Consider the following 13,875-nt stretch of genomic DNA (forward strand, 5'->3'; position numbering starts at 1 on the left):
ATATTCCTCCGTCTATCGGCAACTATCGAGGGGCAGTGCTCCAGTTTGACGGTATAGCGGACGGTATTGGTCAACTTGTTCGCGTGAGAGAAACACTATACCGTCAGGGTCAAGAGAGACGCTGACGGTATTTTTTTGTGACGTAACCCACTGATCTGAAAAGAATATTCGGCTTACAGCAGTGCAAGTTTCGGCCTGACGGTATAAGCGGGCGCCTCTCCTCGAAAATTTGGCAATTTTGGAGGTTCCCATGCTTACCGACGCCGCCATCAAGGCATTGAAACCGCAAAAGAAACTGTACAAGATCAGCGATCGTGACGGTATGTATGTGGTCGTCCAACCCTCGGGAGTGGTTGTGTTCCGCTACGACTATCGTCTGAACGGACGGCGTGAGACGCTAACGCTCGGACGGTACGGCCCGGAAGGCCTATCGCTTGCTCGGGCCAGAGAGAAGCTGATCGATGCGAAGCGGGTGATTGGAGAGGGACGCTCTCCAGCGCAGGAGAAGCAGCACGATAAGCGGCGGCTGAAGGAAGCCAAGCGGTTCGGAGAATTTGGTGAGAGGTGGTTCGACGAGTCGCGCATGGCGGATAGCACGAAGGCAATGCGGCGCTCGATCTATGAACGCGACATCCTGCCGACATTTCGGAACAGGCTTTTGACCGAGATCACGGCGGACGATCTTCGGTTGATGTGCGGAAAGGTGAAGGAACGGGGTGCGCCTGCCACGGCGGTTCACGTGCGAGATATCGTAAAGCTGATCTTCGCGTTTGCCATTCTCCACGGCGAGAAGGTCCAGAACCCAGCGGATGAGGTCGGGCCTGCCTCGATAGCGACCTTCGTCCCAAAGGACAGGTCTCTTTCTCCAGCGGAGATCCGCGTCATGCTTGGACAGCTTGAGCATGTTCCGACGCTGCCGACGATCCGACTGGGGATGAAGCTGTTTCTTCTGACGATGGTCAGGAAGAGCGAACTGCAGGACGCGACGTGGGATGAAGTCGATTTTGAGAACGCGGTCTGGTCAATTCCCAAAGAGCGGATGAAGCGTTCGAAACCCCATAACGTCTACCTATCCCAGCAGGCTATCGATATTTTCGTGGCGCTGAAAACCTGCGCTGGTAATTCGCGATATGTCCTTCCATCACGCTACGACGCCGACGCACCAATGTCGCGAGCGACGTTCAATCGCATCACAACAGCGGTCGTCGCTAGGGCGAAGAGGGAGGGACTTCCGCTCAACCCATTCACCGTTCACGATCTGCGGCGCACTGGATCGACTTTGTTGAACGAGCTTGGCTTCAACAGCGACTGGATCGAGAAGTGCCTAGCGCACGAGGATGGACGATCGTCCCGAGGCGTCTACAACAAGGCCGAGTATGAGCACCAGCGCCGCCACATGATGCAAGAATGGTCAAACTTGATCGACGCATGGGTCGCAGGACAGAAATACAGGCCTACGCTTCTTCCTCCCACGATGGATATGCTGGAGCTGGAGCCTAGTCTCTGACGGGCCGTGAACGGCGCAGCCGCACGTCGGGCGCCGGCGCTCGTTTGATCGTCTTGGTCTGAGAAGCGCTGCGCCGGGCGTCCAGCCAGGCCTCAATCTCGGTCAGATCCCAGACAACGCAACGTGAGGTCAGGTAGAAGCGCTGTGGAAAATCGCCCCGCTGCTCCATGTCGTAGATTGTGCTGTCAGCAAGGGGGACAATTTCCCGCAGTTGCTGCCGGCGAATGGTCCGGCGGAGTGCGGAGGGAGATGCGCTCATATTCAGTTCCTTCTTCCATCTCGTCAGACGGAGATAGAAGACGATAGATCCGATACTTTAAAGTCTCCGGCCCGGCGCGTGCGGGATTATCGCGCTCTAGCGTGTAAAACGGATAGGCGTGTGAGAATGTTGGCTGCTCGCGAGCGGACATGGTCGAGAGCCTGGGCACCTCGCAGCTTGCTCGCCAAGTCCAATCAGGCGGCAGGACGTTTACTATCAAAATATCAGGCGGCAGAGGGGGGCTCCTCTACCGCCTGACTTTCCGCACCGATCTCAGATGATCAATGCGGCCGGGGCTCAGCCAAAACGTGCCTTCGCAATTTCGATGGCATCCTCGCCAGCCGGGAAGTGCAGTTTGTCGGAAGTGTCGTGAACCGCCTCCCAGACCGCCTTGGCGACATCGATTTCCTTGGTGGTGGCCTGCGGGTTGCCGAATGCTTGGAAGATCGGAGCGGCAAAATCAGCATAAGCTTCGGGTATTAGGTCCTCGACCTTCACATCCGTGTTCTGGGCGAAGCGCGTGGTCGGCCCGTATCCTGGTTCGACAAGCTTCGCGCGGATGCCGAAGTACGCGAGCTCGTGCGCGAGGGAGCCAGTGAAGCCTTCGATGGCCTGTTTGCTGGCCGTATAAACGGCTGCGAGAGGAAAGGCGGCCAGAGTTACCGTGGAGGTGACGTTCACGATGACGCCCGAGCCGCGCTCCCGCATCTGCGGGATGACGGCCTGCGTCGTCGCCATAACGCCGAAGGTGTTGGTTTCAAAGACCTTGCGGATGTGCGACATCGGGGTGACTTCGTAGGCCCCCACCACACCTATGCCGGCATTGTTGACCAGGGCATCTATCGGACCCGCGGCTTCAACTGCCGCAGCGATGCTGTCCTCGCTCGTGACGTCGAGCGGAAGAATCGTGAGTTGGTCGGAGCGGGGAAGAACCTCGGCATTGGGCGTCCGCATTGTCGCGATGACGTTCCAACCGTTGGCAAGGAAGTGCCGAGCTGTTTCCAGCCCGTAGCCGGAAGAGCTACCTGTGATCAGGATTGTTTGCATAGAGGACCTCCATAGGGTTGATGGTCCTCTTTTAGAGCAAGACGGCGGGACGATATATAATCTAAAATCTTGTATTAATGTTCAACTGTCCAATATTCTCAACCGCCTCCGCCGGCCTCGCGCGCAAATTTTCCGGGAGAGCAACCGAGCCGTTTGCGAAATGCCGTGCTGAATGCGCTCGCGGATTCGTATCCTATCTCGTCTGCAATTCTATCGAGCGTTTTGGCGCCCCGCATGAGAGCGTCCTTCGCGAGTGCCATCTTCCAACGCGCCAAATACTCAATGGGGCCGCAGCCTAGGACCTCACCAAATCGGGAAGCGAAGGCTGATCGTGAGAGGCCTGCGACCTTCGCCAAGCTAGCGACCGTCCACCCTGCTCGAACATCCGCGTGCATGGCGCGCAGCACTCTTGCGAGGATTGGGTCGCGCATGCCCCTCAGCAAGCCGACACGATCGACATCGTCACTGATGCCACGCCACCGGAGCGCCTCTATGAGCAGAACCTCAAGCAGACGCTGGAGTAGCATTTCCTTCCCTGGCTCGTCGTTTCCACATTCTTCGGAGATAAGTTCGATTACTCGGGTGAGCCGCCCCGTCCTTCCCTCAGTGGCAGGGATATGGATGAAGGTGGGAAGAAGCGCCAGGAGCAGCGGTGCGTTGATCTGCTCAATGCGGAACGTGCCGCCCAACGCGATAAAATCCGCTTCTCCATCTTGCTCCCCATGCCGAACTGGCACGTCGAGTGGTTCCCGCAGCTCACACGCCACGTCAACACGGCTGCTCATCGTGAAGCCAGGCGTAGTCGGAAGAAGGAGAAAATCGCCCTTCCGGATCGGGATGTGGTCACCACCGTCGAGTGATAGCCAAGCTTCACCTTTGAGTATGATCGCGAAGCCCGGGGCATTGTTAGGGGCGTAGCGGATACCCCATCTGCCGCGGCCGCTAATCGGCTTGGCTACGGCCGTGCTTGGACGTAGCAGGGCGATGACATCACTGACGGGATCCATTTTGGACGGCCTATAATTAAATAAGGACAGAAAATTATAGAAAGTCTGTAGCGCGCTGTCTAGCCTCGGCCGTCTCCCCAACCAAGGAGATGAACCATTTGCCTGATGTCACGCTAGACCTCCGTTACCTGCGCTATGCCATGCTGGTGGCAGACCTCGGAAGCTTCCGCCAAGCAGCGAATGTGCTGCAAACCTCCCAGTCAACCGTCAGCCGCCGGGTACAATTGCTGGAACGGCGACTTGGTGTTTCGATGTTCGAGCGCGGACCGAGAGGAACCCGTTTGACGCCGGATGGCGAGCGATTCATCCAGGAGGCAGCCCCTGCTGCCGAACAACTCAAACTTGCGACCATGAACTTGAGGCAGCCGTTCCCTGGAAGAGAGGGTGCGCTGTGGATCGGCGTAACCGCCTCCCTCTCAGGGGGCCTCCTCTCGGATCTGCTCGGGACGTTCAAGCGGCAGTACCCGAACGTCTCACTCCTGTTGGAGGAAGGATCATCGCAGTCGAACGCTAGCAGCGTTCTGGCGGGGAGGTTGGACGCTGCCTTTGTCTCTGGGGTACATCAATTCCCGGGCTGCCAAGCTCTCCCGCTTTGGGAGGAGCGCATCTGCGTCGCGCTGCCGACCGGGCACGAGCTCGCAAACAATAAGGTTGTTCGATGGTCGGAGATACGAGGAGAGACGTTCATCGTCAGTGATGACGGGGTCGGACCAGAAATCCATGATCATCTTATTAGACGACTGTCGGTGGTCGGTCTCCGGCCGAGGATCGACGTTCAGAGAGTCAGTCAAGAAAACCTGCTCAGTCTCGTGGCTCAAGGGTTCGGCATTACGCTGGCGATGCTGCAGGGCGGCGGAGGCCAATCCAATAGCGTCGTTTTCATACCGATCGCGGGAGACGATGAGCGCGTCCCCTCGAGTATTATTTGGCGCGCGAGTAGCGCTAATCGAGTGCTTAAGAACTTGATCGACATGGGCACATCCCTCGCTCGCAGGCAAGCCGTGCCCTGCGGCCACGAAACCGATTAGCGAGGCTCTCGGAACAAGCCCCGACTTCCCCACGGGCGCGACCTGTTCTGTGCACCCCTCACAGGCGATAAATGCGTTGCGAAGTCGCCCAGGACGCCAGCCGCCAATCATTGCTGTTCAAGCGGTGGCAGATGCGCCACTAGCTTCTCCAGCGTCACAGGATATTTCCTCACCCGAACGCCCGTTGCGTTATAGACGGCGTTCGCAATGGCTGCGGCGGCGCCCGCTATGCCAAGCTCTCCGATGCCTTTCGCCTTGAGCGGTCCCGTCATCGGATCCACTTCGTCGAGGAAGATCACGGACTGCTCTGGAACGTCAGCATGTACCGGAACCTCGTATCCCGCCAGGTCATGATTGACGAAGAAGCCCTGACGTTTGTCGACTACTAGCTCTTCCATGAGGGCTGCGCCTATGCCCATTGTCATGCCGCCTATTATCTGGCTGCGCGCTGTTTTGGGGTTCAGGATGCGGCCTGCGGCACATACGGCCAACATGCGCCTGACCCGGACCTCTCCTGTCACTGAACTTACGGCCGCCTCGACGAAATGCGCGCCAAATGTCTGCTGATCATATCGTTTGAAGAGGTCGCCATATTCGGTGACATCCTCGCCGACCAAGTCCCCACTGGCGGCTACCTCGGTGAGCGGCACGCTGCGGCCAGCCGACCGAATATGTCCTTCGGCAAATTCTACGATTGCCCCGCTAAAGTTGACTTGCTGGGCGATCGCTTCGCGGAGCTTGATGCAAGCGGCATAGACGGCCGCCGTCACCGACGCTGCGCCAAACTGTCCTCCGGAGCCTGCGCTAGGCGGTAGGATTGAATCGCCCATCCTCACGGCGACCTTTTCGATGCCGACTCCCATCATCTCTGCCGCCGTCTGAGCGACGATGGTGTAGCTGCCGGTACCAATGTCGGTCATGTCCGTTTCGACCGTTATGACGCCGTCTCGACCGAGACGCACCCGAGCCGCCGATGGCATTGCCAACGCTCCACGAATGGCAGCGGCGGTGCCCAGCCCTACGAGCCACTGCCCGTCGTGGCTCTGTCGCGGAATGGGGTTGCGTTTGCTCCAGCCAAAGCGCTCCGCGCCAACGCGGAAACATTCGACAAATTGCCTTAGCGAGAAAGCGCGCTCTGGATTTTCGGGACTCATCTTCGCATCGTTGATGATGCGAAACTCGACGGGATCGATGCCGAGCTTTTCGGCCATCTCGTCCATTGCGACTTCTATGGCCATCATCCCGGAGGCCTCTCCGGGTGCTCGCATCACACTGCCTTCGGGAAGATCAAGCGTCGCCATTCGCAAGGCACTCAGCCGGTTCGCGCCGGCATACAGGTGGCGCGTCGGAACGATGCCACTCTCCTGCCAGCCGCCTGGTACGTTGCCGAACAGACACTCGTGGCCGAAAGCGGTGATGGTGCCATCCTTCATCGCGCCTAGTCTGATCCGCTGGATCGTCGCTGGCCGATGGGTGGTATTGTTGAAACTCAAGTGCCGCTGCATTGCCACTTTAACTGGCCGGCGCGCGAGACGGGCTCCCAAAGCCGCGAGCACGATGTCGGATTGTATGAAGCTCTTGGAGCCAAACCCGCCGCCGACGAAGCGCGTCACGATACGAAGGTTTTCCTTCGCTACTCCAAGCACGCTGGCCAGATCCGCCATCGCGACGGCCACGGTCTGATGGGACGTCCAGCAGGTAAGCCTGTTCCCTTCCCACATCGCGACGGTCGCTTGAGGCTCCATCATCGCGTGGCTCTGATCAGGCGTCATATACGTCTCATCAAGCTGAACCGGCGCAGCAGCATAGGCGGAATCGAAATCGCCGATGTGGCTTTCCGACGGTCCAAGGAAATACTCGGGCGCAAGAGGCGCGCTCGCTTGCTGAGCGGCCAGATCAAAGCGCCCTTCGGCGCGGGCATAATGGATTCGGATCAGGGCGCCGGCGTCTCTAGCCTGCTCGAACGTTTCAGCGACCACGAGCGCGATCGCTTGGTGATAGTGCTCGATATTCGGTCCAGCCAGCAGCTTGGATTTCAAAAGCGAGGTAGGGCCAAGAACGCCTGCATTTTGATATGTCAGGATGGCGATCACTCCGGGCGCCCGCCGCGCGTCGGCATCATCAATGCTCTCGATGCGGCCCCGTGCGATGCCGGCGCCGACGATGTGACCATAGGCTGCGTTAGTCACCGAGTTGTACTCATATGCATATGTCGCTGTGCCAGCGACCTTCAAAGGGCCCTCGATCCGGTCAATCGGCTTGCCGATGACCTCCAGCCGATCGATCGGGTTGGTCCCTGTCGGGGCGTCAAATTTCATGGCTCACTCCTCGACGTTCGCCAGGATTCCACCAAGCGTTCGCTCGGCGAGTAGAAGCTTGTAGGCGTTTTCGTGTGTCGGCTTCGCATCTGCGAGAATTGCCGACATGGCGGACTTGGCGTTGCGCGGGAGTTCGGCTTCGGCCGACTCTACACGCCACGGCTTTGGGGCGACGCCGCCGAGGGCGACTCGTCCGCTCTTGTCTGGCCAGATGATTGCGGCGACCGAGACGAGAGCGAACGCATATGAGGCCCGATCGCGTACCTTGTGATAGATTTGCTTCCCGCCCACAGGGCGAGGAAGTACAACCGAAGTGATGAGTTCTCCCGGTGCCAGATCATTCTCGATCTGGGGCGTTTCTTCTGGAAGACGGTGGAAGTCAGCGATGCTTGTTCTGCGTATGGTGCCGTCCGCTTTTACCGTCTCGACCGTCGCATCGAGCGCGCGCATGGCGACCGCCATATCGCTGGGGTGGGTAGCGATGCACGCGTCGCTTCCGCCGATGACGGAATGACTCCGACTGACACCGCCGATCGCCGAGCAGCCCGTGCCAGGCTGTCTCTTGTTGCAAGGTTGATCAGCATCGTAGAAGTACGGACAGCGGGTCCTTTGCAGCAGGTTTCCTGCGGTCGTCGCTTTGTTGCGAAGTTGCGCGGATGCGCCGGCAAGCAGTGCGCGGCTCAATAGCGGATAGTGTTGGCGCACACGAGCGTTCGCGGCCAGATCTGTGTTCTTCACCAACGCGCCGATGCGGATACCTCCCTCGGACGTTTCCGAAATCGTGTCGAGCCCAATGTGGTTTATGTCGACGAGATGCGAGGGGCGCTCAATCTGAAGCTTCATGAGGTCGAGCAGGTTGGTGCCGCCGGCCACGAAGCGGGCATCAGGAAAGATGGAGGCCATTTCGGCGGCTTCGGCCGGCGAAGCAGCACGGTGATACGTGAATGGTCTCACAGTGCGGCTCCTCCAACTTCGGTGATAGCAGCGACGATGTTGGGATAGGCTCCGCAACGGCAGATATTCCCGCTCATTCGCTCTCTGATTTCGCTATCGGACAGCGTCGGCGGTTCCGCGACGTCTGTGGCCGCATGGCTCGGCACGCCAGCCTTGATCTCTTCAATCATCGCCACCGCCGAGCAGATTTGACCCGGAGTGCAGTAGCCGCACTGATAGCCATCATGACGGACAAAGGCGGACTGCATCGGATGCATGTTCTCGGGTGTCCCGAGACCTTCGATCGTCGTGACACTTTCGCCCTCGTGCATCACGGCAAGCGTTAAACAGGCATTGATGCGACGGCCGTTGACCAGCACCGTGCAGGCGCCGCATTGACCATGATCGCAGCCTTTCTTGGTGCCAGTGAGGTTTAGATGCTCGCGAAGAGCGTCGAGTAATGTCGTTCGCGGATCCAGGTCGAGTTTCCGCGCGCGCCCATTCACCTCGAAAGCAACTGGAAGTGTTGGCTGTGAATTATTCGCAGGCAAACTGCTAGAGGTCTGCGCAAACGCTTCTTCATCTAAGGTCTTCGAGACCACCAAGGCCATTGCGCTGCTGCGGAGCAGATCGCGCCTCGAAATTGTGAGCTTTCCACATGTCAACTTTGCGCACCTCCGGATGCTCGAGGAATTTTCCCACGAGCGGAGGCTATCGCGCCAAGGCTGGGCGATAAATAATTTGAAGTCTTATTTTAGTTATAGATCGTCCACAAGTCCGCAGCTTCTATAAAGCGCGAGCCGTGGCCTCAGGCCAGTGAGCGGCAACTGGCGCTCATTCACCAGGATCCGGCGCCGGGTTTGGCAAACTCCGACGTGCGCGAGCGAAGCCACGGTCCGTCGCAATGAAGCGCTGGAGCATCGGGGCGATCAGCTTTGCAGGGTCGATGACCGGTTGTCCCGTATCGCGCGCCAGCACCTCGGCATAAGCCGTGAGGTCCCGGTATAGCGGCGCCGGCAGCTCGATCGTCACCTTAGTCGGCTTATCGTCGGCGATTGCGCCGAGTTTTAGCTTTGTCATCTCAGCCTCCGTATGGTTCGAGCACTATGTCGCGCGTGACGATCACCCGGACAGGAAAACCCGGTCGGATCGTCAGCGTCGGCGCGATGTTGAGCTGACGCCTGACGATCTGCTGGCCAGCGTCATTGATGGTGTCCTGGCCACCGTTGCGGATCGCCTGTATAAGACGGTCATCATTGTCCACGGCGAGCTCGGCGCCCACGCTGAGCAGCGTCGAGAGCCCGGCCGCCTTGGCAAGATCCCACCAGTGATAATCGACACCGTCCTGCAGGCCGGCGTAGCCCTCGGCGTCAGCGCCAGGCTGACGCTCCAGCACGATCGAGCGGCCATTCGGGAAGATCAGCCTGTTCCAGACGAGCAGAACGCGGCTCTGCCCGAACTGCACGTTGTTGTCGTACTGGCCGATGACGCGCGTACCCTGCGGCACGAGGAGGATGCGGCCGGTCGGGCTGTCATAGATGTTCTCGGTGACTTGCGCGGTGATCTGGCCTGGAAGATCGGAACGGATGCCGGTGATCAGCGCAGCGGAAATCACGGCTCCCGCCTGAAGGATGTTGGGCGAGGCTGGTGCCGCAACCCTGTCGGGCGCAACGGTCCTGCGATCTGCGGCCGCATTGAGGAAGGCGTTCTGACGGTCCTGCGCAGAAGGTGTCGCTGGAGGAGGCGATAGACCGAGGCTGGCCAGGTCAGGCACCGGCGGAGGCGCGATAACGGATGCGGGGGCTCCCGCTCCGGCGCGTGTCTCGGTTCCGGAGAAGAGCCTGCTCGTCCGCGCCGTTTCAATCTCCTGCAGCCTGCGCTGTTCCTCCGGGCTGATGCCGGGATTCGGGGGGACGACATTTGGCGTCGGCACAGGCTGTCCACGATCCTGGGCGCTGACGATGGGGCGACCGAGATCGCCCGGCAGCGGTGGACCCAAGCGCGGCACGCCGCTGTAATCGCGCGGGAGACCGGCGAGCCCATCGGCGGTCGAGCGGTTCTCCGTCGAATAGAGTTCGTCGTTCGGACGTCCTCCGTCGCGGGTCTGGAGCGCGTAGATCAGGGCGCCGCCGAGTCCGACGCTCGCGACCAGGCCGACGCCGGCGAGAACCTTCCGCGACAATCGGGTGACGCGGGGCGGTTCGGCGCGCAGCCGCATCGGCGCGGCGCTCGCCGGCTCGCCGGCCAGCGGCTGCGCATCGTCCGGCACTTCCTCATTCCGGGGCGGGTTCTCGCTCACGACGACGGCCTCCCGTCGGTACGGGTGATGCGAACGCGCCGCTGGCGGTCGCCGGCGCCGAAGCGAAGTTCGGCAGCGGCAAAGAGGCGGTCGACGATCATGTGGTGCCCGCGCACGCGGTAGTTGACCAGTTCGGAGGTGTTGCCCTCGGGGCCGACCACGAAGAGCGGCGGCATCTCACCTTGGCCGATCCCGCGCGGGAATTCGATGAACACTTGGCGGCCATCGTCGAAGGCGCGGAGCGGCCGCCACGGCGCGCGGTCCCCTTCGATCGCGTAGCGGAAATTGACGTTGGCGAGGTCGACGCCGGATGCTACCGGCTGCGCGGCCTCAGCCTGCTGGTTTTGGCGGCGCAATGCGATGAGCTGGTCCTGCGGATACTGCCAGGACACCGAGGCCATATAGGTCCGCTCGGTCGAGCGCAGCTCCATGTGGTAGGTGCGCAGGTTGGTGTTGATGACGAGGTTCGTCATCAGGTCAGGCCGCGTTGGCTTCACCAGGATATGGATCTGCCGCGTCGCCCCCGATCCGCTCTCGGTGTCGCCGATGATCCAGCGGACCGTGTCGCCGGCGGCGACCGGTCCGGAGCCGACGAGCTGCTCACCCGGCTGCAACGCGATGTCGGTGATCTGTCCGACAGCGGTATAGACCTGATAGAGCGCGCCTTGCGTGAAGGGGTAAACCTGCATCGAATTGATGAAGCCGTCGCGCACGGGCTGGATGCGCGCGGCGGCATTGGCCTGGTTCACCCGTGCGGTCGGATCTGTCGGCTCGGGTGCGCGCCGCGAGGGCTCCACCCGCTGCAACTGACCGGGCAGTGGGAGCGGGCGCGGCAGCTCGACCACGGTGACCGGCGCCGGCGGATCGACGGTCTGCACGGCGGGAGCCGCGTTGTCGTAGGAGATCTCGGGCGGCGGGTTGGTGGTGGCGCAGCCGGCGAGCGCGGTCGTCGCCAGCAGGACCATCGGGATTGCGGCTCTCCTGAGAGCCGGGAAAACGAATGTGTGTGAAGCCGGGTTTCCGGCTTTACGGAAAGACGGCTTCATTGCCCAAGCTCCCGTGACCAGTTGATGGCGTTGACGTAGATGCCGAGCGGGTTCGCCCTCAGCCGATCGGCGTTGCGGGGGACCTGCACGACGATCGTCAGGATCGCGGTCCAGCGCGTGGTCTCGCCGAGCTGGCCGTTTTCGTAGCGGCGCTCGACCCAGGCGACGCGGAAGCTGTCCGGAGAGGCGCGGATGACGCTGGAGACGTCGACGGCGACCTGCTGGCGGCCGACGCGCGTGAACGGGTCGTTAGAGCGGGCATAGTCGTTGAGCGCCACCGCGCCGCGATCGGTCGTGAAGTCATAGGCGCGCAGCCAATTCTGGCGCACGATGATGGCGTCGGCCGGAATGCTGCGGACCTGCTCGATGAAGCGCGCCAGATGGAAAGCGATCTGCGGATCGGTCGGACGGTAATCGGCCTCGGCAGGTGCGACCGCCTGCGCCTGCCCGAGCCGATCGACCTGCACCACCCACGGCACGATGGTTCCGCGTGCCGACTGCACGACGAGCGCGGTGGCGAACCCGGCCGAGAGGATCAGCGAGCCGAACGCCATGAGGCGCCAGTTCCGGGCCTGCACGCGCGAGGCGCCGATGCGCTCGTCCCAGACCTGGGCGGCGCGCTGGTAAGGCGTCTCTGGCTCGGGGGCTTTGCCGTAGTGGGTGGAGGGTCGTTTGAACATCAGCGATCGCCTTCGGAGAGATTGACGGAAGAGCCGCCGCCGTGGGCGTCGCCGGAGCGGACGGCGTGGGCCGTGGCCTGGACGGCATGGGTCATGCGTTGGGAGCGCCGCATCCGCTGCGCCCAGGCAGGCGGGCTGCCGGCGCTTGCGGGCGCGGCGCCGTCGCCGGCGGCGTCGCCACCGGTCGAGCCCATGGTGGATGAGCCGCCCGTGGCTTCGAATACGGCCTTCCCGCCGGCACTGAAGCTGGAGCGCATGCTTTCGGCGGCACGCGACGCGGCACGACGCAGCGGCGAGACGGTGGCACTCCCGCCTGCGCGGGCGACACCGCCGAGACCGGATGCGACGCCGGCCGCGCCAGATTGGCCGGCTGCGCCGAGGCTGTAGGCGGTGGATGCACCTCCCGCGACGGCTGCGCCGCCGCGAGCGGCTGCGGCCGCCCCGCCGGCCAGGGCTGCGCCCCCGGATGCGGCAGCGCCGACGAGGCCAGCCCCTGCTGCGACCATGCCGCCTGCGGCGAGGCCGGTTCCGACCGCCGCGCCGGCGCTGAGCTGCGGGCCGCCGGAGACGATGCCGCTGGCGATGCCGGGGCCGAAGATGCCGAGGCCGAGGAGCGACAGCGCGGCGAGGACGATCGCCATCGCCTCGTCGATCGTCGGGTTCTGGCCGCCGAAGCCCGATGTGAATTCGGAGAAGAGCGTCGAGCCGATGCCGATGATGACGGCGAGCACGAGAACCTTGATACCGGACGAGATGACGTTGCCGAGCACGCGCTCCGCCATGAAGGCGGACTTGCCGAACAGGCCGAAGGGAATCAGCACGAAGCCGGCGAGTGTCGTCAGCTTGAATTCGATAAGCGTGACGAAGAGCTGGATGGCGAGGATGAAGAAGGCGAGCAGGACCAGTGCCCAGGCGAGGAACATGCAGGCGATCTGGATGAAGTTCTCGAAGAACGACCAATAGCCCATCAGGCTGGAGATGGAATCGAGCAGCGGTCGGCCGGCATCGAGGCCGGTCTGCGCGACCTTCCCAGGACGCATGAGATCCGCGGTCGAGAAGCCGGTGCCGCTCGCCTTCAGGCCAAGGCCGGCGAAACTCTCGAAGACGATCCGGGCGAGGTTGTTCCAGTTGCCGATGATGTAGGCGAAGACGCCGACGAACAGGGTCTTCTTGACCAGCCGCGCCATAATGTCGTCGTCGGCGCCCCAGCTCCAGAACAGCGCCGCGAGTGTCACGTCGATGACGATCAGCGTCGTGGCGATGAAGGCGACCTCGCCGCTGAGCAGGCCGAAGCCGCTGTCGATGTAGCGAGTGAAGACCTCGAGGAAGTGGTCGATGACGCCGGTGCCGCCCATGATTTTATCGCGCCTCGTCGAGTTGCGGGGTGTTCGGTGCGGCGGGTGGCGCGGCGGGTACTTCGGTCCGCTGCGACTGCGGGGTGAGACCATCGCGCGGTGCGGGCGGCATGTCCGGCAAACGCTCGGCGGGACGGGCGCCGGGCGCGAGGAAGCGTTGGCGGTTCTCGGCCCACGCACGGCGGCATTCCAGATCGCGCGGTCCCTCCTCGCCGAGCGCCTGGCAGCGGATCAATGCCTCTCGCAGGGGATCGGCCGGCGTCTCCGCGGCGCGGCCGGACGGCCAGGTCTCCCGCGCTTCCTCTTTCCGGGTCATCTCGATCGCGGTCGCGGTGACCGCGACCGCGACGAACACGACAGCGCCGAGGCGCGCGAGCATCTTCCCGTCCATCGCCG

13 protein-coding genes and 1 pseudogene are annotated in these 13,875 nt (G+C 62.1%); 2 read left to right on the top strand and 12 right to left on the bottom strand.

The window, feature by feature from the left end:
• Positions 1–250 precede the first annotated feature (250 nt).
• Positions 251–1,507: a tyrosine-type recombinase/integrase gene (locus tag AC13QY_RS17260; RefSeq protein ID WP_488493684.1), complete on the top strand. Its 1,257-nt coding sequence runs from the start codon at positions 251–253 to the stop codon at positions 1,505–1,507.
• Here AC13QY_RS17260 and AC13QY_RS17265 read toward each other — a convergent pair.
• From AC13QY_RS17265 to AC13QY_RS17275, 3 genes are all read right to left on the bottom strand, one after another.
• On the bottom strand, positions 1,497–1,766 hold the full coding sequence (locus AC13QY_RS17265; RefSeq protein ID WP_488493685.1) for a helix-turn-helix transcriptional regulator: 270 nt from the start codon (positions 1,764–1,766) through the stop codon (positions 1,497–1,499). The genes AC13QY_RS17260 and AC13QY_RS17265 overlap by 11 nt on opposite strands.
• A 297-nt stretch (positions 1,767–2,063) precedes the next feature.
• Positions 2,064–2,813: an SDR family oxidoreductase gene (locus tag AC13QY_RS17270; RefSeq protein ID WP_488493686.1), complete on the bottom strand. Its 750-nt coding sequence runs from the start codon at positions 2,811–2,813 to the stop codon at positions 2,064–2,066.
• Positions 2,814–2,911: 98 nt separating this feature from the next.
• The gene (locus tag AC13QY_RS17275; protein ID WP_488493687.1) at positions 2,912–3,820 is read right to left on the bottom strand and encodes an AraC family transcriptional regulator; all 909 of its coding nucleotides are present in this window, start codon (positions 3,818–3,820) and stop codon (positions 2,912–2,914) included.
• Between the two features lie 98 nt (positions 3,821–3,918).
• Here AC13QY_RS17275 and AC13QY_RS17280 point away from each other — a divergent pair, with 98 nt between their 5' ends.
• Positions 3,919–4,848, top strand: a complete 930-nt coding sequence (locus AC13QY_RS17280) for a LysR family transcriptional regulator (protein WP_488493688.1) — start codon at positions 3,919–3,921, stop codon at positions 4,846–4,848.
• A 107-nt stretch (positions 4,849–4,955) separates the two neighbouring features.
• Here the strand turns inward: AC13QY_RS17280 and paoC are convergent, their stop codons facing one another.
• The 9 genes and pseudogenes from paoC to trbK-alt form a co-directional block, all read right to left on the bottom strand.
• Positions 4,956–7,166: an aldehyde oxidoreductase molybdenum-binding subunit PaoC gene (gene paoC, locus AC13QY_RS17285; RefSeq protein WP_488493689.1), complete on the bottom strand. Its 2,211-nt coding sequence runs from the start codon at positions 7,164–7,166 to the stop codon at positions 4,956–4,958.
• Between the two features lie 3 nt (positions 7,167–7,169).
• Positions 7,170–8,120: an FAD binding domain-containing protein gene (locus AC13QY_RS17290; protein WP_488493690.1), complete on the bottom strand. Its 951-nt coding sequence runs from the start codon at positions 8,118–8,120 to the stop codon at positions 7,170–7,172.
• The gene (paoA, locus tag AC13QY_RS17295; RefSeq protein WP_488493691.1) at positions 8,117–8,710 is read right to left on the bottom strand and encodes an aldehyde dehydrogenase iron-sulfur subunit PaoA; all 594 of its coding nucleotides are present in this window, start codon (positions 8,708–8,710) and stop codon (positions 8,117–8,119) included. Before paoA ends, AC13QY_RS17290 begins: the two co-directional genes overlap by 4 nt.
• Positions 8,711–8,933: 223 nt before the next feature.
• Entirely contained in the window at positions 8,934–9,179 is a 246-nt protein-coding gene (locus AC13QY_RS17300) for a DUF2274 domain-containing protein (RefSeq protein ID WP_488493692.1), read from the bottom strand.
• 1 nt (position 9,180) lies between these two features.
• Positions 9,181–10,398: a TraB/TrbI/VirB10 family type IV secretion system protein gene (locus tag AC13QY_RS17305; RefSeq protein WP_488493693.1), complete on the bottom strand. Its 1,218-nt coding sequence runs from the start codon at positions 10,396–10,398 to the stop codon at positions 9,181–9,183.
• Entirely contained in the window at positions 10,395–11,444 is a 1,050-nt protein-coding gene (gene trbG / locus AC13QY_RS17310) for a P-type conjugative transfer protein TrbG (protein WP_488493694.1), read from the bottom strand. The genes AC13QY_RS17305 and trbG overlap by 4 nt, the downstream gene beginning before the upstream one ends.
• Positions 11,441–12,124, bottom strand: a complete 684-nt coding sequence (trbF, locus tag AC13QY_RS17315; RefSeq protein ID WP_488493695.1) for a conjugal transfer protein TrbF — start codon at positions 12,122–12,124, stop codon at positions 11,441–11,443. The genes trbG and trbF overlap by 4 nt, the downstream gene beginning before the upstream one ends.
• Positions 12,124–13,479: a P-type conjugative transfer protein TrbL gene (trbL, locus tag AC13QY_RS17320; RefSeq protein ID WP_488493696.1), complete on the bottom strand. Its 1,356-nt coding sequence runs from the start codon at positions 13,477–13,479 to the stop codon at positions 12,124–12,126. Before trbL ends, trbF begins: the two co-directional genes overlap by 1 nt.
• A 115-nt stretch (positions 13,480–13,594) precedes the next feature.
• Positions 13,595–13,870, bottom strand: a pseudogene (trbK-alt, locus tag AC13QY_RS17325) (putative entry exclusion protein TrbK-alt); the annotation flags it as partial.
• Between the last annotated feature and the right edge of the window lie 5 nt (positions 13,871–13,875).

Source organism: Martinezella sp. CNPSo 3795 (genome assembly GCF_057784475.1).